Annotated in this window: 19 protein-coding genes; 10 read left to right on the top strand and 9 right to left on the bottom strand. The window is 59.2% G+C overall.

From position 1 onward, the window contains the following. The first annotated feature begins 30 nt into the window (after positions 1-30). On the top strand, positions 31-849 hold the full coding sequence (locus KF814_10330) for a symmetrical bis(5'-nucleosyl)-tetraphosphatase (GenBank protein ID MBX3236541.1): 819 nt from the start codon (positions 31-33) through the stop codon (positions 847-849). Further along, entirely contained in the window at positions 842-1357 is a 516-nt protein-coding gene (locus KF814_10325; GenBank protein ID MBX3236540.1) for a DUF309 domain-containing protein, read from the top strand. Before KF814_10330 ends, KF814_10325 begins: the two co-directional genes overlap by 8 nt. A 123-nt stretch (positions 1358-1480) precedes the next feature. Here KF814_10325 and panB read toward each other — a convergent pair whose 3' ends face one another. From panB to folD, 3 genes are all read right to left on the bottom strand, one after another. After that, positions 1481-2269: a 3-methyl-2-oxobutanoate hydroxymethyltransferase gene (gene panB, locus KF814_10320; protein ID MBX3236539.1), complete on the bottom strand. Its 789-nt coding sequence runs from the start codon at positions 2267-2269 to the stop codon at positions 1481-1483. Further along, a complete protein-coding gene (locus tag KF814_10315; GenBank protein ID MBX3236538.1) occupies positions 2269-3159 on the bottom strand; it encodes a methylenetetrahydrofolate reductase in 891 nt (296 codons plus the stop codon). Before KF814_10315 ends, panB begins: the two co-directional genes overlap by 1 nt. Positions 3160-3319: 160 nt before the next feature. Then, entirely contained in the window at positions 3320-4180 is an 861-nt protein-coding gene (folD, locus tag KF814_10310; protein MBX3236537.1) for a bifunctional methylenetetrahydrofolate dehydrogenase/methenyltetrahydrofolate cyclohydrolase FolD, read from the bottom strand. A gap of 140 nt (positions 4181-4320) precedes the next feature. On the opposite strand from folD, the gene KF814_10305 reads away from it, so the two are divergent. The 8 genes from KF814_10305 (at position 4321) to KF814_10270 (ending at position 15940) form a co-directional block, all read left to right on the top strand. Continuing rightward, positions 4321-5385 (top strand): NHL repeat-containing protein, encoded by a 1065-nt coding sequence (locus tag KF814_10305; protein MBX3236536.1) that lies wholly within the window; start codon positions 4321-4323, stop codon positions 5383-5385. After that, positions 5382-6077 (top strand): hypothetical protein, encoded by a 696-nt coding sequence (locus KF814_10300; GenBank protein MBX3236535.1) that lies wholly within the window; start codon positions 5382-5384, stop codon positions 6075-6077. The genes KF814_10305 and KF814_10300 overlap by 4 nt, the downstream gene beginning before the upstream one ends. A gap of 189 nt (positions 6078-6266) precedes the next feature. Continuing rightward, entirely contained in the window at positions 6267-8015 is a 1749-nt protein-coding gene (locus tag KF814_10295) for a PAS domain S-box protein (GenBank protein ID MBX3236534.1), read from the top strand. 26 nt (positions 8016-8041) lie between these two features. After that, the gene (locus KF814_10290) at positions 8042-9190 is read left to right on the top strand and encodes an FIST C-terminal domain-containing protein (GenBank protein ID MBX3236533.1); all 1149 of its coding nucleotides are present in this window, start codon (positions 8042-8044) and stop codon (positions 9188-9190) included. 5 nt (positions 9191-9195) lie between these two features. Beyond that, the gene (locus KF814_10285) at positions 9196-12804 is read left to right on the top strand and encodes a PAS domain S-box protein (GenBank protein MBX3236532.1); all 3609 of its coding nucleotides are present in this window, start codon (positions 9196-9198) and stop codon (positions 12802-12804) included. Next, positions 12801-14048 (top strand): response regulator, encoded by a 1248-nt coding sequence (locus tag KF814_10280; protein MBX3236531.1) that lies wholly within the window; start codon positions 12801-12803, stop codon positions 14046-14048. The genes KF814_10285 and KF814_10280 overlap by 4 nt, the downstream gene beginning before the upstream one ends. A gap of 288 nt (positions 14049-14336) precedes the next feature. Beyond that, the gene (locus tag KF814_10275; GenBank protein MBX3236530.1) at positions 14337-15233 is read left to right on the top strand and encodes a DUF3473 domain-containing protein; all 897 of its coding nucleotides are present in this window, start codon (positions 14337-14339) and stop codon (positions 15231-15233) included. Between the two features lie 140 nt (positions 15234-15373). Beyond that, entirely contained in the window at positions 15374-15940 is a 567-nt protein-coding gene (locus KF814_10270; GenBank protein ID MBX3236529.1) for a hypothetical protein, read from the top strand. Positions 15941-16067: 127 nt separating this feature from the next. On the opposite strand, the gene KF814_10265 is transcribed toward KF814_10270, so the two are convergent. From KF814_10265 to fabD, 6 genes are all read right to left on the bottom strand, one after another. After that, positions 16068-16598, bottom strand: coding sequence for a peptidylprolyl isomerase (locus KF814_10265; GenBank protein MBX3236528.1), 531 nt, complete (start codon positions 16596-16598; stop codon positions 16068-16070). 153 nt (positions 16599-16751) lie between these two features. After that, positions 16752-17459, bottom strand: a complete 708-nt coding sequence (rnc, locus tag KF814_10260) for a ribonuclease III (GenBank protein MBX3236527.1) — start codon at positions 17457-17459, stop codon at positions 16752-16754. A 24-nt stretch (positions 17460-17483) separates the two neighbouring features. Next, positions 17484-18734, bottom strand: coding sequence for a beta-ketoacyl-ACP synthase II (gene fabF, locus KF814_10255; protein MBX3236526.1), 1251 nt, complete (start codon positions 18732-18734; stop codon positions 17484-17486). A gap of 14 nt (positions 18735-18748) precedes the next feature. Beyond that, positions 18749-18982 (bottom strand): acyl carrier protein, encoded by a 234-nt coding sequence (gene acpP / locus KF814_10250; protein ID MBX3236525.1) that lies wholly within the window; start codon positions 18980-18982, stop codon positions 18749-18751. 97 nt (positions 18983-19079) lie between these two features. Continuing rightward, complete coding sequence (gene fabG, locus KF814_10245) at positions 19080-19823, bottom strand: 3-oxoacyl-[acyl-carrier-protein] reductase (protein ID MBX3236524.1); 744 nt, start codon at positions 19821-19823, stop codon at positions 19080-19082. Positions 19824-19865: 42 nt separating this feature from the next. Next, positions 19866-20813, bottom strand: coding sequence for an ACP S-malonyltransferase (gene fabD, locus KF814_10240; GenBank protein ID MBX3236523.1), 948 nt, complete (start codon positions 20811-20813; stop codon positions 19866-19868). Positions 20814-20882: the final 69 nt, after the last annotated feature.

Genomic DNA, 20882 nt, shown 5'->3' with positions numbered 1-20882 from the left:
CTGGACCGGTCCACGCTAGTCTTGCTCCCCATGGCCACTTACGCGATCGGGGACCTGCAAGGCTGCTTCCTCTCGCTTCAACGACTAATCTCCCTCATCCGGTTCGATCCGCGCCAAGACCGCCTCTGGTTCGTCGGCGACTTGGTGAATCGGGGGCCGGCCTCACTCGAAGTCCTTCGCTTCATCAAGTCGCTGGGGTCCGCCGCCGTCACGGTACTCGGCAACCATGATCTGTTCTTGATCGCGGTGGCGGCCGGCCTGACCCCACTCCGGCGAAAGGACACGCTCGCGCCGGTGCTCAATGCTCCCGACTGTGAGGAACTGATCGACTGGTTGCGCCGACAGCCACTGATGCATCGAGAGGATGAGTACGTGATGGTGCATGCCGGGCTGTTGCCGCAATGGTCCGTGGAGCAAGCTGCTGCCCTGGCGGCGGAGGCAACGGCAGGATTACAGAGCGCCGATTGGCAGACTTTGCTGTTGGCCTTGCATCCAAGCGGGCACCTGCAGTGGGCCCCCTCGTTGACGGGCTCGACGCGGTGGGCGACTATCACGAAGGTGCTGACCCGATTGCGCGCCTGTTCCACCGACGGCCGGATGGAGTCTGAATTTTCCGGTCCGCCGGAGCTCACGCCGGCAGGCTTTCATCCCTGGTTCCGCATTCCAGGCCGCCACAGCGCGGACGCGACGGTCGTATGCGGACACTGGGCCGCCTCGGGGCTCAAAATTGAACCGGGTCTCCTGGCTCTCGACAGCGGTTGTGTGTATGGACGCCAACTCACTGCTGTTCGACTCGAGGACCGAAAGATTTTCCAGGTCGCCAGCGCGGAAATGCCTGCGCATGGATGAACCAATCGATCTCCCCGGTCGGATACGCTATTCGACCAAGCTTTTCCCCCCGTATCGCTTCCTTCCCGGACGAACCCCCCACCCGAAACGACACAGGAAAGGTCATTCCTTCGGCCATCCCGAACCGACCGCCGAGGCCTTTCAACCCGATGACTGGGCCGGGTCGGAGACCTACCTCTTTGCCGTGGATCTGTTTAATTTCGGCTACTGGTGGGAATCCCACGAGCAATGGGAATCCTTATGGCACGCCCTCGGGAAAGACACGGAACAGGGGAGTTTCGTTCGAGCCTTGATCCAACTCGCCGCCGCACACGTGAAACGCGAAACCGGCTTTCCAGCGGCAACCCTACGGCTCATCGACCGCGCGCTGGGTCGATTCCAATCTGCACCGCCCCACTACATGGGTATCGACGTGGCTCCATTGATACTCGCGATCAGCGAGGCGTTTCACGGTGAACGCCCATCCCCCCTCTGCATTTCGTTGACTATGCCGAAAACCCCTCACTAGCCTCGGCTTGAGCGGAAGCAAAACCGCCGCATGCAGTGTGCCGCTTATTCTCCCACTAAGGACCGAATACCGGCTGGCACATGCCAGGGAAACGGGAGGACCCGCGACGGTGTTGAGATTCGACTAGTGGTAGGACTCGGAATCGGACGGAAACTTCCCCTGCTCGACTTCATCCTTGTAGCGACGAAGGGCCTGCAGGGCATCCCCTTTGAGCTGCGCGTAGGGTTTGACGAACTTCGGGACGAAGTCATCGAACAGACCCAACAGATCGTAGATGACTAACACTTGCCCGTCGCAATGCGGGCCGGCACCGATGCCGATCGTGGGGATCGTGATCGATTCGGTGACGCTCTTGGCGAGGTCGGCGGGGATTGCTTCGAGGACGACGGCGAAAGCGCCGGCAGCTTCCAGCGCCTGTGCATCGACAACCAGTTGGTGGGCTCGCTCTCTTCCCTTTCCCTGAACCTTGTAACCACCGTAGAGATGCACTGATTGCGGCGTCATGCCGAGGTGTCCCATGACGGGGATGCCCACCTTAGTCATGGCGGCAACTCGGTCAACGACCGCGGCCCCCCCCTCCAATTTGACGGCCGCCGCGCCCGTCTGGATAAAGCGACCGGCATTGCGAATCGCCTCGTCCAGGCTTGCTTGGTAGGACATGAACGGCATGTCGCCGATCACGAGGGCTTTCCGTGCCGCACCGGCCACAAGCCTGGTGTGGTACAGCATCTCCTCCATGGTCACGGAGAGGGTGTTGGGCTTGCCTTGTACGACGACACCCAAGGAGTCACCGACCAGCAGAACTTCGATCCCGGCCTGTTCGGCCAGCCGCGTAAACAGGGCGTCATAGGCCGTGACGACGGTAATCTTTCGCTGCTCCCGTTTGCACTTCTGCAACTCGGGAATCGTCATCAGCCCAGCTCCGCTTTGGTGAGGATTTCCGGAATGCGTTCCGTGGCCTTGATCGCCATAATGTGCACCCCGTCGCAGTAGGGTCGCACCGTCTTGATGGTGCGGACGGCAATTTCGACCCCTGCCTCGATCGCCCGCTTGTCTCCAGCGGCCCGCAATTCGTCGATCATGTCCTGTGGAACGGCCACACCGGGGATATTGGCATTCATGAACTCGGCCATTTTGGCATTGCGGAGCAGCAGGATTCCCGCCAGGACCTTCACCTTGAACGGACGGACGGCCTGCATGAAAGTCTTGAACTGGTCGGGGTTATAGATCGCTTGGGTCTGGAAAAATTCCACCCCCGCCCGCACTTTGGTTTCAAACTTCACCAACATGGGCCCGATCGGATCAGCCTCAGGCGTGACAGCACCGCCGATCGTAAAGTCGGTGGCCCCATCCAGCTTGTTGCCGGCATAGTCTTTCCCGGCATTGAGCCCCCTGACCAATTGCATGACCTGGACGGAATCGAGGTCATACACCGGCTTGGCATCCTTGTGATCGCCAACCGTCGGATAGTCACCGGTCAAGCAGAGGATGTTGCGGATCCCGAGGATATGGGCCCCCATGAGATCCGACTGCATCGCGATGCGGTTCCGATCCCTGCAGGTCAGCTGCATGACAGGGTCGTGTCCCAGCTCATACAGAACACGACAGACCGGCAGGGAACCGGCCCGGACCACCGCGGCGGTGTTATCGGTCACGTTGACACCGTGCACGCGACCGACGAGCCCTTTGGCGCTTTCGACCACGGAGGTGAGGTTGGTGCCTTTGGGGGGGTTGTATTCCACCGTTACGGCAAACTGCCCCTGCGCCAGCACCTCTCGTAATCGCTTCGGCTCCCGACTCATCTAAACTTTCCCTGCATGTTTGGTGATCCCCCTATCCTCCGGCCCATCCTTACCTTACCTCACTAGAAACAGAGCGATCGGGATGTCCCGGCTGCGCGCATCGACCGAGCACATCTTCATCGTGCGCGGTCTGCGAGCAACGGGCGCGTCTCGATCGACTCTATTTCATCCCTGCCATTCTCTTAGCAGATTCCACGGTATTGTCGAGCAACATCGCAATCGTCATCGGCCCCACGCCGCCGGGAACTGGGCTGATCCAGCCGGCCTTCTGGCTGACCGCCTCATAGTCCACGTCGCCGCACAGCTTGCCGTCAGGCAGCTTGTTCGTTCCCACGTCGATGACGACCGCCCCTTCCCGCACCATATCGGCAGTCACAAACTTGGCCTTGCCGATCGCCACCAGCAACAGCTCGGCTTCACGGCACACCGCGGCAAGGTCTTTCGTCTTCGAATGGCAAATCGTCACCGTGGCATTCCGCTGAAGCAGCATCAACGCCAGCGGCTTGCCCACGATATTACTCCGCCCCAGCACCACGGCACGCTTACCTTCGATGGACACGCCGGCCGACTCGATCATCTTGATGACACCCTTGGGCGTGCAAGCTTCAAAAACCGGATTGCCCTCGACCAACCGACCGAAGTTGTACGGATGAAACCCGTCGGCATCCTTGCTCGGCGACACAGCCTCCAAGATGACACGGCTCTCAATATGCTTGGGCAACGGCAACTGCACCAGGATGCCGTGAATTTTGGGATCGGCATTCTTCTTTTCGATCAACGCCAACAGCTCGGCCTGCGTCGTACCGGCCGGCAGCTTGTGATCGTCCACATGAATACCCGCCATTTCGCAGGCCTTTTGTTTATTTCTCACATAGACGTGCGACGCAGGGTCGTCCCCTACCAAGATGGTCGCCAGTCCCGGTTTGACCCCTGTTTTTGCGAAGACCGCCGCGGACTCTACCGCCAGCCGCTCGCGGACTTGTTGTGCCAATGCTTTTCCGTCGATGATTCGTGCAGCCACAATATCCTCCCTGGCATTCGTTCAGCGAAAAATTGAGCGCACCTTACCAGGCACTTTTTCATCAAGTCAACGTCCAGGCCGCTGCGAGGAGCAGGTCAAGCCTCCGGTTTCCTTGACAGATTCTCGAACCGTTGGCTACGATGCACCATCGTCATTTCCGCGCCGTCACCGCACGCATGAATTCCACGCTCGGGCCGATCGCCTCCTTCCACTTGCGATATCGCAAGCGGTTTTTGTTCGTCTTTGCCGCCGCCTTGCTGACTTTCGAGGCCGAAACGGCTCGGGCGCTCCAGGTGGCCGGGCTCGAAGGTCCACACAGCTTTCTGGCGGACCCTGGCTCCAACACCTATTACATCTCCAACGTCAACGGCGACGGCCGAGATCGAGACAACAACGGCTTCATTACCAAGCTCAGCGGAGACGGCGAGATCGTCGCCTTCAAATTCGTTGCCGGAGGCCAGGGCCCCGTAACGCTCCATGCACCGAAGGGCATGGCCATCATCGGACCGGTTTTATATGTGGCGGATCTTGATGCGGTGCGCAGTTTCGACAAGGCCACGGGCAAACCGTTGGGCTCCGTCGCGCTACCTGGCACAGCCGGCTCAGGAGCTTCCCCCTCCATGCCGGTCGGCATCGCCGCCGATGGGCAAGGCCGTTTATACGTGGCCGATCAGGATGCCAACGCGATCTATCGGGTAGACACCACGCCGACGTTGAAACTTACGCCGTTCATCGTGGATAAGGCGCTGGCCGGCCCCTCCGGAGTTGCCGTGCACCCAAAGACCGGCAATATCCTGGTTGTGAGCTGGGACAGCGGGAAGATTTTCGAAATCACCCCGGACGGCGTCCTGACGGAACTGGTTTCCAATGGATTCTTCACTGCCCGTTTTCAGAATTTGGGCGGCGTCGACTTCGACCGGTGGGGCAATATGTACGTGGCCGACACCACCAAAGGGAAAATTTGGCGCATGACCCCGAATAAGAAATTCCAGGTCATCGCCGAATACCTTCCTTCTCCGAGCGATGTCGGGATCGACCGCCTGAATCATCTGATTTTGGTTCCCTACCAGTATGCGAACGCAGCGGAGGTGAACGGGTTGGAAGCCCCGACCGTCTCCACCGGCGACAAGAAGAAGCGCACCCTGGCCGATTACGGATTCGTCGAGCCGCCCAAGGGCACACAGGAAGGAACTCCCCGCAAATGAGCCGATGCCTTTATTGCCATCAACGTAAAGGAAAACGAAGCTGCCCGGCGTTGAACGGATTGATCTGCAGCCAATGTTGCGGCGAACACCGGCTCGCGCGCATCTCCTGCCCTCCGGACTGCGCCTATCTCGACAGCGGAAGCGACTACCAGCAAAAACGCTTGGCGGAGCAGTTTGGGCCGGTCAGGCGGGACTTATATCGTCAACTCGGGGAACTGGGCGGGGAGAAAGCGGCCGCGCTCTTCAACCTGATCGAGGTGGTCACGTTCGGCTATTTCCACGATCGACGCGATGGGCAAGATGCAGAGGTCATCGCTGCGATTCAGGCTCTTCGACGGACCTTGAGTCCGCTGCATGTTCCCGCGGCCCCGATGCCGGTGTTTGCGGAGCGCCTGAAGAAGGAATACGACACCTTTGCCAAACAACAGCCCCAACAGATCGCTGATAGCAGCAGTGCGCCGGAGGTACTCGACCGAGCATTGACCTGTATTACCGAATTCTCCGGGCAAGAATTCCAGTCTCGTCGTTTTCTCAACGGCATGATCGGCTACGTCAAGACTTTCCACCCGGATATCGCAGCACACCTGGCAGAACAGCACCGGGAAGGGCGTATTGTCCTACCCGGCGAGTTAACCCCGCGGCAGCCCGAGCCTCATGTCCATGGGCCGGAGTGTCAGCATCACCACCACTGAGCGCCGGCGATCTCACTCACCTCCCCCTCCATCCGACTGCCGAGCAGCCTGCACAAGCGACAGAAATCCCTAGTCTTTTCATCCGTTCCCTACCCTTCAGTTCCTCTAGATTTCTGCCGATAACGGCCAAGCAGGTTGTATCCCTTTTCTGCGTCGTTACGGCCAACGCAGTTTAAGCCATTGATAATTATGACTTCTCTGTTGCAGGAGATTCTCTCAGGCCTCCCGAGGGGCGGTTCCCTCAAGCAGCCGACCTGGAGGAACCGGCATCGCGGCATCCTCCTGATCCTCTGGTGCCATGCTCTTGGCGTGGCAGCGTTTGGACTCTACCTGGGGGTCGAAACCGTCACCTGTTTGGGGGTAGGGGGGCTGCTCGCCGGCTTGGCCACCGCTGCTCAGCTTCCGATTGTTCCTCGACGAGTGCAGTCCGCGATTGCCACCTGTGGCTTGATGACGGCCTCGGCCATTCTGGTTCATTTCTCCGGCGGTTATATCGAATTACATTTTCACTTCTTTGTGATGATGCCCCTGATCGTGCTGTACCAAGACTGGATTCCGTTTCTGGTCGGGCTCATCTACGTCGTCGTCGACCATGGCCTGATAGGCACGTATTTCCCAACGCTGGTCTACAACCACCATGCTGCGCAGACGCAGCCCTGGACCTGGGCGTTGGTGCATGGGGCTTTCATCTTGGCCGAATCCGCCGCACTGCTTTACTTTTGGCGCATCAACGAGGTGGCCCAAATCGAGGCGATGGAGAGCGAAGCCCGCACAAGGATGGTCATTGAAACGGCCCTCGACGCCGTCGTCACGACCGATGCCACCGGAACCATCACAGGCTGGAACGCGCAAGCTGAACTCATGTTCGAAATCTCCAGGGGGGAGACGATCGGCAGGTCACTCACAACCTACCTACTCGCAGCCCCCTCTCAGGATGAGCCGACACCACCCCTCTCCCTTCCCAAACCTTTGCCGGGAGCGATTCTCAACCGTCGGGTGGAGATGGTCGGCCGCAGCTCGTCGGGGCAAACATTTCCGGTTGAAATCGCAATGAGTTGTCTCGCCATCGGAGGGACGCAACACTTCACGGTCTTCATCCAGGACATCTCCGCAAGGAAAGAACAGGAAGCCGCACTTTGTCAGGCCAAGAGCGCCGCAGAGTCAGCCAATGTTGCCAAATCACATTTCCTAGCTAATATGAGCCACGAGATTCGTACTCCCATGAATGCGGTGCTCGGCATGACCGAGCTCCTCCTGGCTACGCAACTCGAAGGCAAGCAACGTCGTTATGCTGAGACGGTCCATCAGTCCGGCAAGAACTTGCTGCACATCATCAACGACATCCTCGACTTTTCAAAGATCGAAGCCGGCCGGATGGACCTGGAACATATTCCCTACAACCTTCGTGACGTGGTCGCCGAAACCCTCGAACTGTACCGGGAACAAGCCGCCAAGCGGGGCCTGGCATTGAGTGCCACTGTGGCGGAGAACGTGCCCGCCCTTTGTCAGGGAGATCCTTACCGGTTCCGACAGATTGTCACGAATCTCATGGGCAATGCGCTCAAATTCACCGAACGCGGCGGCGTTTCCGTCACCGTGACGCTTCATGCGGTGCGACGAGACCGCATTGTGGCAGAAGTCAGGGATACCGGGATCGGCATTCCCCTGGAATCACAGGCGAAGATCTTCGATTCCTTCTCGCAGGCAGACGGCTCTACGACCAGGAAGTACGGCGGTACGGGGTTGGGACTCGCGATCGTGAAACAACTGGTCGAGCTGATGGGGGGCCACGTGGAACTCGAGAGCACACCCGGAATAGGGACCGCCTTTCGATTCACGATGCCTATTGATACCGCCCGTTGCAGAACCGCGGCACTAGATGGGACGCCGGTCGGCAATTCGGGTTCAGAACCACATCGCATTCAACCCGCCGCATGACGCACGTACCAGAATAAGGAGTCACCATGATGCTCACCAGCCTTCGCCTAACGTCCTCTGCGAACGAGATCCCTGCCTCGCTGACCGAGCTCGATTCGCCCAAGACTCTCGTGGTCCTCTTTGGGCCGTCAAGCCTCTTGGATAACCCTGCGGTGATGCAGCGGCTCCTCGCTGCCTGCCCGACCAGCGCCACAATCGGTTGCTCGACGGCGGGAGAAATCCAAGGAAGTGAGATCACGGACGATACACTGGTCCTTGCGGCGTTGCGATTCGACCACACCAGCCTCAAAACCGCATACGCCGCCGTCAGCACTCCGGCGGATTCCTATGCGGCAGGTGTCTCGATCGCGAAGGCGCTGCACCAGCCTTCCCTCAAAGGTCTGTTCGTGCTCTCGGACGGACTCAGCGTCAATGGCAGCGATCTGGTCAAGGGCCTCAACGATGTTCTCAAAGGGGACGTCATTATCACGGGCGGCCTGGCCGGCGACGGACCGCGCTTCAAACGGACGTGGGTCATCAAAGACCGCACTCTACAAAGCGGCTATGTCACGGCCATCGGATTCTATGGCGACCGTGTTCGAATCGGCCACGGGTCGAAAGGCGGCTGGGATAAGTTCGGCCCAGAGCGGCTCGTCACCAGGTCCGAAGGGAATGTGCTCTATGAATTGGACAATCGCCCCGCACTCCAGCTGTACAAGGAATATCTCGGCGATCGGTCTGCCGGCCTTCCTGCGACGGCCCTCCTGTTTCCCTTGGCTCTTCGTGCGAGCAACGCCGATGCCAAGGTCCTGGTGCGTACCATCTTGGCTGTGGACGAAGCCAAGCAATCGATGACCTTTGCCGGCGATATTCCTCAAGGCTCGTTAGCCCAATTGATGCGGGCGAACTTCGACCGACTGATTCAAGGCGCCTCGGAGGCGGCATCGCTCACCGTCAATGGCCATGCCGGGGGGCAATCGCCGAACCCAACGCTATCGATTGCCATCAGCTGCGTCGGCCGGCGCCTAGTGCTGGGAGAACGCACCGAAGAAGAAACCGAGGCCACGCTGGAGTTGTTGCCGAAGCAGAGTGCGCAGGTAGGCTTCTACTCCTACGGCGAGATCTCTCCCTATGCCAGCGGAGTGTGCGACCTCCATAACCAGACTATGACGCTGACGACGATTACGGAAATCTAGCACTCATGCATTCCCTGCTTGCCAGACAATTGAAGCGGATCGGGCTCGACGCATCCGCATTGCCGGACTCACTCGAGACCTGGCACAAGCTGCTGGAACGGGTCAGCCAATCCTATATAGAGTCCGACCAGGGCCACGCGCTCTTGGAGCGATCGATCTCCCTCTCCTCAAAGGAAATGCTGGATCTCAACGAACAGCTGCGGCGAACCTCCGAGAGTCAACTGACTGAAGAGCGGGACCGTCTGCGCACTGTCATCAGCTCGATCGGCGACGGGCTCTGCGTCGTCGACCCGAACTGGCGTATCTTGCTACTGAATCCCGAAGGACAACGCCTCTGGCATCTCCGAGAAGATGAGGCCGTCGGACGCCCGTTGCAGGATGTCGTCTCCCTGTCGTCGGGCAAGCGCACCGAGGAATCGATCTTCACCCAACTGCTGCTCGATGAAGTCGGTCAGGGAAGCGTCGTCCGCAACGACGATGCGATCCTGTCCACCTCCCCCGGTCTGACTTTTCCCGTCTCCTATGTCCTCGCTCCCATCGTACGCGATGGAAAGACCGCCGGCGCCGTATTGGTGTTTCGTGACGTCACGGATCGCAAACAGGCCGAATCCGCCCGTCGCCATACGGAGAACCAGTTACGGCGGCAGCAGCAGACGCTGCTCGAACTCACCAGAAGCACGATCATTCAGAGCGGCATACTCGAACCGGCCTTGCGCGAGATCACGAAGGGTACCGCCACGACCCTCGGCGTCGAGCGGGTCAGCGTGTGGTTCTTGAATGAGAATCAGCAAGCGATCCAATGCCGAAGCCTCTACCAGAGGACGAACGACAGACACTCAGCCGGGGCCGAACTTCAAGCGACAGACTACCCGAACTACTTCAAAGAGCTTACGGCCGAATGCATTATCGACGCCGCGGATGCCCAGACTGATTCGCGCACCGCGGAATTCGCCCCCAACTATTTGGTTCCGCTGGACATCACGTCCATGCTCGACATCCCCTTGCGCTTCAAGGGAAAGCTGGTCGGGGTCCTGCGTACCGAGCACATCGGGCCGACACGCACCTGGACGCTCGAGGAACAGCAATTCGGCAATGCCATCGCCAACCTGATTTCCCTGGCACTCGAGGCCGCAGACCGGTTGCATGCCGAACGGGCGCTCCGCAAGAGCGAGGGGCGAACACGGCTCATCATCGACACGGCCCTGGACGCCGTCATCGGCATGGACGACAAGGGCACGATCATCGACTGGAACACGCAGGCGGAACAGGTGTTCGGCTGGGCACGGCGAGAGGTCCTCGGCCGCAAAATGGATGAGACGATCATCCCCCCCCAACACCGCGCAGCCCACCGGCAAGGACTGGAGCACTTTCTTCGCACGGGGGAAGGTCCCGTGCTCAATCGGCGCGTCGAGTTGAGCGCTTGCCGGCGCGATGGAACCGAATTCCCTATCGAGTTGGCCATTACCCCGCTCCGTCTCGAAAATGCCTACACCTTCACGGCCTTCGTCTCAGACATTACAGAACGGAAACAGGCGGAGGAATCGCTACGCCATTCCGAGACCAAGTTTCGCACGCTCTACGACTCCAGCAGCGATTCCGTCATGCTACTGGATGAGTATGGATTCTTCGACTGCAATCCGGCCACTGTTGCCGCCTTCGGATGTGCCAGCCGTGAGGAATTTTGCTCCAAGCATCCTGCCGACCTGTCCCCCCCGTACCAGCCATGCGGGACAGACTCCTTGACCCTGGCCAATCGGCATATCACCACGGCCATGCAACAGAGTACGGCCCGTTTCGAATGGGTCCATAAACGCGCAGACAATGGAGCGACGTTTCCAGCCGACGTCCTGTTGACCGCGATGCAACTGAACGGCAAACCGGTGCTTCAGGCCGTCGTCCGCGACATCACCAATCGCAAACAGGTCGAGGGAGAGCTGCGAACCGCCAAGGAAGTGGCCGAGGCGGCCAGTAAAGCCAAGAGCGAGTTCTTGGCCAACATGAGCCATGAAATCCGGACCCCGATGAACGGCGTCCTGGGAACAGCGGAACTACTCCTGAACACGGACTTGACGGAGAAGCAACGACACTTGGTCTCGACGGTGCATCGCTCGGGACGCACTCTACTGGCCATCATCAACGACATACTGGATTTCTCAAAAATCGAGGCGGGCAAACTCGACCTGGAAGTCGTCGACTTCGATCTCTCCCAAGTTTTGGGAGAGTCCGTGGAACTGTTCTCGGAACCGGCCCGGCGCAAGGGGTTGCAGCTCACCCAACAGATCGCACCGGAGGTCCCGCTATTCCTGAGAGGCGATCCCGTTCGATTCCGTCAGATCGTCATGAATCTGCTCAGCAACGCCATCAAGTTCACCGATCAAGGCCGTGTTTCCGTCTCTGCGGCACTTCTGTCGGCAAGCGATTCCGACGCGGTGATCAGCATTTCCGTATCCGATACGGGTATCGGCATCTCAGGTGAGGCCCAGGAACGAATCTTTGAAGCCTTTTCACAGGCAGACGGCTCAACCACTCGCCGTTACGGCGGCACAGGGTTGGGCCTCTCAATCGCCAAACAATTGGCGGGGTTGATGGGCGGATCCATCACCATCGACAGCACCGTGGGAGCAGGGTCCACGTTCCGCTTCACCGCTCGTTTGGGGCGCCAACTGCCCGGCACGGCGGCTCACAAGGGCCTGAAAGGCATCGGCCGAGACATGCACTTCCCTGAGATTACGGAGCCGGCAGCTTTGCCATCTCAACCGGCAACTCTCGGCCCCGCGCCGGTCCGGATGAGGATTCTCCTGGCAGAGGACAATTCCGTGAATCGGGAGGTCGCATGCGGGATGCTGGAGTTGCTCGGGTATGAGGTGCAGACGGTCGAAAACGGCGGCCAGGCGGTTCGTGCCTTGATGTCTGCGCCGGACGGCCACATCAACCTCGTACTCATGGACTGTCAAATGCCGGAAATGGACGGATTGACTGCCACCAGTGAGATCCGCCGTCAAATGAACGCGTCGGGGCGGCGCCACATTCCGATCGTAGCCTTGACGGCCCACGCCATGCAGGGGGATCGTGAACAATGCCTGGCCTCGGGAATGGATGATTACCTCACGAAGCCCTTCTCTCAGATACAGCTTCGCGATGTGCTGACGAAATGGCTTTCGGCAAGCCCGCCCACTTCCGTTCCAAGTACGGCTTCGTCTCCGTCGGACACAACGACGCCGCAGGACCAGCCGGCAGCGGCCGACACGACGAGTCCGTCGCTTGACCTCAAGGCATTGGACAGTATCAGGGCCCTGCAACGCCCGAGCCGACCGAACGTGCTCGCGTCAGTCCTGCGTAAGTATCTCGACAGTTCTCGAGAAAGCGTCGATGCCCTCCGGGACGCAATTCGCGCTCATGATCCGGCTGCCTTACAGGCGATTGCCCACCGGCTGAAGTCCAGCAGCGCCCAGTTAGGAGCCATCGCGGTGGCGGCTCGATGCAAGGAGTTGGAAGCGCTCGGGATCCAACAGAATCTGATCGACGCAGACCGGATCTTTGAGCAACTACAGACCGAGTATGCCTTCGTATGCACGGCATTCCGCAATGAGATCTCCAAAGGAGGATCGGCATGATTCCCGCTCACGCGACGCGGCCCCCTCTCGCCTTGATCGCAGACGACGACATTATCATTCGGATGTTCGCTCGTGAGGCGTTGGAGCAGGTGGGATGGACCGTCGAGGAAACCGAAAATGGCCGCGAGGCGTACGAACAATTTCAACGTTGTACGCCGGATGTGGTGTTGCTGGACGTCATGATGCCGGAAATGGACGGGTTTACGACCTGCGCGGCCCTGCGAAAATTGCCCGCCGGCGAGCATACGCCGATCTTGATCATGACGGGCTTGGATGATTTCGAGTCGATCACCAAAGCCTACGACGCGGGCGCCACTGACTTCATCGTGAAACCACTCAATGCCCTGCTCCTAACGCATCGAATCCGCTACATGGTACGCGCCAGCCAGGTGCTGCAGGAACTCAGGAGCAGCCAGGCCAAACTGACCCAGGCTCGCGACGCGGCTTTGGAAGGGGCCCGGGTGAAGTCCGAATTCTTGGCCACCATGAGCCACGAGATCCGAACCCCAATGAACGGCGTGCTCGGTATGACCGATTGGTTGCTCGAAACCGAACTCACCCCGGAACAACGGGATTGCGCCGAAACGATCCGGACGTCCGGCGATGCCCTACTGGTCATCGTGAACGACATTCTGGATTTCTCAAAAATCGAGTCCGGGAAACTGGCCCTGGAAACGTTGGATCTCAATCTGCCGCAGTTCGTGGATCGAGTGCTGGCTCAATTCGCGGAGCGAGCACAACGTAAGGGTCTGATTCTGTCTTCCCAGGTCCATGAGGACGTTCCCCGAGCGCTTCGAGGCGATCCCGGGCGACTTCAGCAAGTACTGAGCAATCTACTCGGCAATGCGATTAAGTTTACCGACCAGGGGCACGTCTCCGTCCTGGTGGAGCTTGAAAGATCCACCCCTGCCCACCTTCTACTCGATGACGCCGGGCTGGGAGGCACTCCCCCCCCGACAAGCCCCACGGCCGCCAAGATCCGCTTCTCCGTGAAGGACACGGGCATCGGCATCCCCACTGTCGCATTCAAGAAACTCTTCCAACCGTTCGTCCAGGCCGACGGATCCACGACAAGAAAATACGGCGGGACCGGGCTCGGATTGGCTATCTGCAAACAGCTCGTGGAACTGATGGGCGGGCATATCGGTGTGGAGAGCCAGCCTGGTCAGGGGAGCACCTTCCGCTTTACGGTCCCTCTCGACCTGCAAACAGCCGCAATAGGAACAGGTTCGAAAGCCGCATAGCCCTCATTTCTCGCTGGAGCCGCCCCTCGCACGTCACGCGATTATCTTTTCCGATACGTCCTGGTATCGCCACAGATACAGATAATTTTCTCTACCAAACCCCTCGACAGGTATCCTGTTGAAAATACTCAATATCGTGAAAGGCGCGGAGCTTGCTCTGCAAAAGTTTGCTTTACATTACTGTCGTACCCATAGTATACAGGGCAGGCATTTGGTCCCCTCCCATAGGGATGACCCTCCAGGTCCAGCCGGCCCAGGATTATTCAGCAGACCACCAAGGGATCACCGGTGCACTGCCTCACTTTCGACATCGAGGAACATTTTCAGGTTTCGCGTTTCGATTCCCCCATTCGTCGCCGTCATTGGTCATCCTTCGAAACTAGGGTTTCCTCCAATACCTGCAAACTGCTGGATTTGCTGGCCCGCACCCAAACCCGCGCCACGTTCTTTGTGCTCGGTTGGGTCGCGGAGCGTCACCCTGGTCTGATCAAGCAAATCGCCGAATGTGGCCATGAGATCGCTTCGCACGGCTATGACCACGAACTCGTCACCGCTCAAACGCCAGAACTGTTCAGGGCCGATGTCCGTAAATCGAAGCGGATCCTCGAAGACCTAGTTGGCACTGCCGTGCACGGCTACCGCGCACCAGGTTTCACCGTGACTCAGGAAACCCTGTGGGCGTTACCCATTTTGGTTGAGGAAGGGTTCACATACGACTCCAGTATCGTCCCCATCCGTCACGACCATTGCGGGCTCAGCGGCGCTCTGCCGACGTATCACCTTCGCCACACGGATTCGGGTCCGATTTGGGAGGTTCCCCCCTCCACCGTCAACCTGTTGGGTGTCCGGATGCCCGTGGCAGGAGGCAGCTACTTCAGATTGTTGCCCTATTGGCTGTCCAGCCTCCTTTTGAAGCGCCTGGAAGGACAGGGACAGCCGCTGGTCATGTATTTCCATCCGTGGGAGTTGGATCCCCAGCAACCCCGAATGGACGGCCCCATGATCTCTCAGCTGTTCCACTATTCCAATCTGGATCGGATGGAAAGTCGGCTGAATGACCTGGTCATGAACTTCCGGTTCGGTCCGATTCTTCCGCAAATCAGTTTGATGTCCGCCATCCCGGGTGAAGTCAGACCGACGGCCCCGATCGTTCCTCCCGCAGAGATCGCTCAGGACGTAGCCTAACGGGCTTTGACCTCCCACTGCCCTCCTCGATTCCCTCGCATGACAGATCTCCTGCGCATATGGGGATTGCACTCAGGTTCTGATTTGAGTACGGTGAGGGCTCGACGTTGTTCTCACACTCAACCACTCCTGGAGTCCCCATGACGAAGGTCCGCTTGCGATTGCTCCATATCGTCGTCTCCCTGCCGACCATCCTGATGCTCGCCCTCCTGTTCCCCTTGAACGGGACGGCACAGACGGTCGATGAAACCGTCAAATTCATCGGCGAGATGGCAAACACCCACGGGTTCGTACGCGCGCTGAGTTGCCGCAATCCGAAGGCCCCCAAACCGACAAAGATGACCGAGATTTACACAGTCATCCCCACCGGCGCGAAGTTCGGATTGGTCGAGCTTAATCATGGCCACGACGAGGTCATGACCGGTTTTACCCAATTCGACCTGCATGACATTGAATCGGTGGAATATCAGGGACAACAGGCCCAAGAAGGACCGGTTGCACTCTATGGTGTCCGGTTGGTGTGCAAAGCCACTGGGCCCTGCATCCTCAAGACGAGTTATTGCAGCGGCGCCGTCTCCAATCTCGAAGCCCAGTTCCCAGACGACACCCTGTTGTTTCGATCGGCTTCTCACGCGGAGCGAGTTGCCAAAGCGCTGGCACACCTCCTCAGCCTAGTCCGAGCGGAAAAAAGCACCTCCCCATTCTGATTTCCACGTTGGAGTTTAGCGAACGTTGCGCCGAAGGCGCGCGGGCCGAGGCCGCTGAGCATGGCTCCGGCGACCACATGGCGTGATCGCCGGATCTGAGATCGGAAGTGGAGGCGGGGGAACTCGGCTATTCGACGATCGTCACCGTCATCTCGACACGATCCAGCGGATTGTCGCAGGGGCCCTTGTCCGGATGATTGGGCGCGCCACCCTGGCACATCACCCGTGGAACCGCCACGATCTTGTCCGCCACGCCGATGCCTTTAACCACCTCACCGAAGATCGTGTATTTGCGATCCAGGAACCGCGAATCCTCCACCACCACAAAGAACTGAGAGCCGGCACTGTCAGGGTCCTGAGCGCGCGCCATCGAGAGCACCCCACGCTTGTGTGGAAGGTCGCTGAATTCGGCCTTGACATTGTGACCAGGCCCGCCCTGACCGTAGGTATCCTTCTTCAACGAGTTCTTGGTGTTGGGATCGCCGCCCTGGATCATGAACCCTGGGATGACCCGATGAAAAATCGTGCCGTTATACAGCCCGCTCTTCGCTAACTTGATGAAGTTCTCCACGTGCTTCGGTGCAACATCCGGCAGAAACTTGATCTCCATGTCTCCGAACTTCGTCTTGATGATGGCGCGCGCGTTCTTGATGTTGATCGGCTCCTTCTCCGCAGCGGGCTGGTCGGCAGCCCAGGAGGCGCCGCCCATCTCCACCGTCAGTACGAGACCCGCCATTGCCACCAGTCGCATCCACCTGCTCTTTCTACGATCTTCCATGGTGCCTCCTCGTTGGTCATCCATCCGCATCGGTTACGGCATCACCTGAGCCAGCGCTTCCCTGGCCGCCATCTGCTCCGCCTCTTTCTTGCTGTGTCCCCGTCCGATCCCCATGACGGTTCCCTGAATTGTCAGCTCCACTTCGAAGATCTTTTCATGGTCCGGACCGGTCTCACGAACCGTGACATAGCGCGGGAGTTGGTCAAATCGCTTTTGACAGATTTCCTGCAGTCGAGTCTTGTAATCGTCGCTGCCGAGACGTCCGCCCTGCGTTCCGACCAGTTCGAGTTCCGAACCGAGCACCCGGAGTGTAAAGGTTCTGCTCGCATCCAGCCCTCCGTCCAAATACACCGCCGCAATGAGCGCTTCGAGCGCATCCGCCAAGAGCGAATTCTTTTCTCGGCCCTTTGAGAGCTCCTCGCCTTTTCCCAACCGTAAGAATCGGCCCAGGTCCATGCGCCGTGCGGATTTGGCCAGCGACGTCTCGCTCACCAACCGAGCCTTCAGCTTGGACAGGGCCCCCTCACTGCTGTCGGGCAGCGCCGCCGCTAGGTGCTCGCTGATGATCAGGGAAAGAACGGCGTCGCCGAGAAACTCCAGGCGTTCGTTCTGCTGCCGATCCTTCGTTCGGCGCTCGTTGCTGTAGGACTTGTGAGTCAGCGCCTCTTCCAACAGGCGCGGGCTCGCGAAGCGGTAGCCCAACAAGCGTTGGACGGTCTCGAGTGACGTGACCGGGGTCATAGGACCTGTTGGGCGCGGAAGAAGTTAGAATTCAACCTTGCGAAACAGCAGGCAGGCATTGACCCCGCCGAAGCCGAATGAATTGGAGAGGACCACCTTTGGGCTGGCCGTCCGAGCCTTGTTCGGGACATAGTCGAGATCGCAGGCCGGATCAGGATTCTCAAGATTGATGGTCGGCGGAAGCATGCCCTGGTGCAAGGCCAAGATACTGAACACGGCTTCGATGCCGCCCGCCGCACCCAGCAGGTGACCGGTCATGGACTTGGTCGAACTGACGGCGATCTTGTAGGCCTGTTCACCAAAGACCTGCTTGATCGCCTTGGTTTCGATCGCATCCGCCATCGTGGACGTCCCGTGCGCGTTGATGTACCCGATATCGGTCTTGGCCACGCCTGCATCCTTCAGGGCAAGTTCCATGCAGCGCACGGCTCCTTCACCCTCTTCCGGTGGTGCCGTAATATGGTACGCGTCGCTGTTCATGGCGTACCCGACGAGCTCGGCATAGATCCTCGCCCCTCGGCGCCGCGCATGTTCCAACTCTTCGAGAACAACCACCCCGGCCCCTTCGCCCAACACGAAGCCATCGCGGTCCTTATCGAATGGGCGACTCGCCCGTGTCGGCTCACTGTTGCGAAACGACAGGGCTTTCGCCGACGCAAATCCCGCCACGCCCAACGGCGTGATGGCCGCTTCCGCACCGCCGGCGATCATAACATCGGCATCTTCCCGCTGGATGAGCCGAAACGCGTCGCCGATGCAGTGGTTGCCGGTCGCACAAGCTGTGACCGCGCAGGAGTTCGGCCCCTTGGCGCCGATCCGAATGGCCACCTGACCGGAAGCCAGGTTGATAATGGTCATAGGAATGAAGAAGGGCGACACTCGGCCAGGCCCCTTCTCCTTCAACACATCATGATAGTGCTCGATCGAACCCAGGCCCCCGATCCCCGATCCGATGTACACGCCGACCTTGGTGGCCTCTTCCGGCGACACCTTGAGCCCCGCGTCATCCACCGCCAATTGGGCCGCGCCCACGGCATAGTGGATGAACGTATCCATCTTCTTGATTTCTTTTTTCTCGATGAATTGGGCCGGGTCGAAATCCTTGACCTCGCCGGCAATTTGGGCATCGTAAGCCGTCGGGTCGAATCGAGTGATTCGGCCGATCCCCGATTCCCCGGCACACAGGGCTTTCCAGGTCTTCTCGACCCCGGTGCCAAGGGGGGTGACCAGTCCAAGACCGGTCACGACGACGCGCCGTGTGGATCGTGTCTGCATAGGTAATCCGACCGCTAGACCTTTTCCTTGATGTAGTCGAGCGCCTTGCCGACCGTGAGGATCTTCTCGGCATCCTCGTCGGGAATTTCGATCTCAAATTCCTCTTCGAGGGCCATGACCAATTCCACGGTATCGAGCGAGTCCGCGCCCAGGTCCTCAACGAAATGAGCTTCCGGCGTCACTTCCTCTTCCTCGACGCCCAATTGTTCCGCAATAATTTTCTTCACCCGTTCATCGACTGTTGCCATTGACTTCCCCACCTCCTTCCCCATCTCACACACTCCATTTCTCGCCGGTGGCCGACCCGCGTCAGCGGGCACACAGCATACCGGCACCCGCACCTGCTTATACCATCAACATCCCGCCGTTGACATGAAGCACCTGGCCTGTGATGTACGACGCCGCATCCGATACCAGAAACTTCACCGCAGCTGCAATATCAGAGGGTAACCCGAGCCGCCCCAGCGGAATCTGCTTTTGCAACGCCTCTTTCACATCCGGCGGCAACCCCTGCGTCATTGCCGTATCGATGAAACCCGGCGCCACCGCGTTCACAGTCACTGAGCGACTCGCATATTCACGCGCCACAGTCTTTGTAAACCCGATCACCGCCGCCTTCGAGGCCGCGTAATTTGCCTGGCCGACGTTGCCCATCGCTCCCACGATCGAAGCAATGTTCACGATTCGGCCATAGCGTTGTTTGGTCATAGCCTGCAGGACCGCCTTTGTGCAGTGGAACGTCCCGTTCAAGTTGACCTGCAGCACCAAATTCCAATCCTCTTCCTTCATGCGCAACAACAACCCATCTCGGGTAATCCCGGCGTTATTGACCAGGATATCGATCTTGCCCCATTCCTTGAGTACGTGATCCGCCATCGCCTTCGTATCGTTGAAATCGGCGACGTTGACCTTCACATTCAGCGCCTTGCGGCCGATCTTCTCAATCGCCGCGACCGCTTCCTGCGAGCGTCCCGGATCCAAATCGGCGACGACGATATCGGCCCCATCCTCTGCCAAGGCTTCTGCAATAGCGCGGCCGATGCCCTGTGCGCCGCCGGTGACAACCGCCACTTTCCCCTGCAATCCCATGAGTCGCTTCTCCACTGATGTTGATCGTTCAAGGTGCGCCGATCAGCCGGTCCGGCCCAATGCCGCGATCGTCGCATCCAGCGATTTCGGATCATTCACGTTCAATGTCGTCGCCTCGGGCAGAATCCGTTTGACCAAGCCGGTCAACACGCTCCCGGGCCCGATCTCAACAAAGGTAGTCACGCCCAGTTTCGCCATCGCCTTGACCGAATCCTCCCACAACACCGAGGACGGCAACTGACGGACAAGCGATGCCCTGATATCTTCGGCCCGCTGGATCGACGCGGCTTCGGCGTTGTTGATGAGCGGCACCGACAAATCTCGCCACGCCACCGTTCCGAACTCCGCCGCCAACCGATCGGCAGCCTTTTGCATGAGGGGCGTATGGACCGGCACGCTCACGGGCAACGGAATCGCCTTCTTACAGCCCTTGGTCTTCGCAAGTTCGATCGCGCGTTCGACTGCTGCCTTCTCTCCGGCAATTACCACCTGTCCAGGAGAATTGAAATTGGCCGCCGCCACGACGCCGACCGTTGAAGCTTCCTGACAAGCCGCTTTCACCGCATCCGGAGCGAGACCTAACAGCGCGGCCACGAGTCCGGTCCCTGGTGCGACGGCTTCCGACATGTACCGGCCGCGCTTCTGAACCAAGGCGACCGCATCGCGGAACGAAAATCCCCCCGCCGCATAGACAGCGGAGTACTCACCCAGGCTGTGCCCTGCCACGGCCTGAGGCTTCACTCCGGCCGGCTCAAAGGCCTTCAATGCCGCAGCGCTGCTGATCAGGAGCGCCGGCTGCGTATGCTCAGTCAGATTCAGTCGTTCCGCCGGTCCCTCGAAACACAGCGTGGCGGCATCGTACCCCAAAACGGACGACGCCTCCTCGTAAACAGTCTTCAGGGCTGGGACGGCATCATACAATGCCTTTCCCATACCGACCGACTGGGAACCCTGTCCGGGGAACAAAAACCCAATTCCTGAAGGCGCCATAACCGGGTAAGATATCGTAGAAACCGTTCGGAATGTCAACGAGAAAAAGTTTTGAAAAGCCTTCAGCGA

This window comes from Nitrospiraceae bacterium, assembly GCA_019637075.1.
In the GTDB taxonomy this organism is placed as follows: Bacteria; Nitrospirota; Nitrospiria; order Nitrospirales; family Nitrospiraceae; genus JAHBWI01.
The sequence above is the reverse complement of the archived record's forward strand: the minus strand, read 5'-3'. Positions and strand labels throughout refer to the sequence as shown.

What these genes read in the sequence shown, in the direction of transcription:
- KF814_10330 (MBX3236541.1), top strand. Translation starts at nt 31, where the DNA reads ATGGCCACTTACGCGATCGGGGACCTGCAAGGCTGCTTCCTCTCGCTT.
- rnc (MBX3236527.1), bottom strand. Translation starts at nt 17,459, where the DNA reads ATGACCCCGGTCACGTCACTCGAGACCGTCCAACGCTTGTTGGGCTAC.
- fabG (MBX3236524.1), bottom strand. Translation starts at nt 19,823, where the DNA reads ATGGGATTGCAGGGGAAAGTGGCGGTTGTCACCGGCGGCGCACAGGGC.
- KF814_10290 (MBX3236533.1), top strand. Translation starts at nt 8,042, where the DNA reads ATGATGCTCACCAGCCTTCGCCTAACGTCCTCTGCGAACGAGATCCCT.
- KF814_10305 (MBX3236536.1), top strand. Translation starts at nt 4,321, where the DNA reads ATGCACCATCGTCATTTCCGCGCCGTCACCGCACGCATGAATTCCACG.
- acpP (MBX3236525.1), bottom strand. Translation starts at nt 18,982, where the DNA reads ATGGCAACAGTCGATGAACGGGTGAAGAAAATTATTGCGGAACAATTG.
- panB (MBX3236539.1), bottom strand. Translation starts at nt 2,269, where the DNA reads ATGACGATTCCCGAGTTGCAGAAGTGCAAACGGGAGCAGCGAAAGATT.
- KF814_10325 (MBX3236540.1), top strand. Translation starts at nt 842, where the DNA reads ATGGATGAACCAATCGATCTCCCCGGTCGGATACGCTATTCGACCAAG.
- KF814_10270 (MBX3236529.1), top strand. Translation starts at nt 15,374, where the DNA reads ATGACGAAGGTCCGCTTGCGATTGCTCCATATCGTCGTCTCCCTGCCG.
- KF814_10300 (MBX3236535.1), top strand. Translation starts at nt 5,382, where the DNA reads ATGAGCCGATGCCTTTATTGCCATCAACGTAAAGGAAAACGAAGCTGC.
- KF814_10280 (MBX3236531.1), top strand. Translation starts at nt 12,801, where the DNA reads ATGATTCCCGCTCACGCGACGCGGCCCCCTCTCGCCTTGATCGCAGAC.
- fabF (MBX3236526.1), bottom strand. Translation starts at nt 18,734, where the DNA reads ATGCAGACACGATCCACACGGCGCGTCGTCGTGACCGGTCTTGGACTG.
- KF814_10285 (MBX3236532.1), top strand. Translation starts at nt 9,196, where the DNA reads ATGCATTCCCTGCTTGCCAGACAATTGAAGCGGATCGGGCTCGACGCA.
- KF814_10295 (MBX3236534.1), top strand. Translation starts at nt 6,267, where the DNA reads ATGACTTCTCTGTTGCAGGAGATTCTCTCAGGCCTCCCGAGGGGCGGT.
- KF814_10315 (MBX3236538.1), bottom strand. Translation starts at nt 3,159, where the DNA reads ATGAGTCGGGAGCCGAAGCGATTACGAGAGGTGCTGGCGCAGGGGCAG.
- fabD (MBX3236523.1), bottom strand. Translation starts at nt 20,813, where the DNA reads ATGGCGCCTTCAGGAATTGGGTTTTTGTTCCCCGGACAGGGTTCCCAG.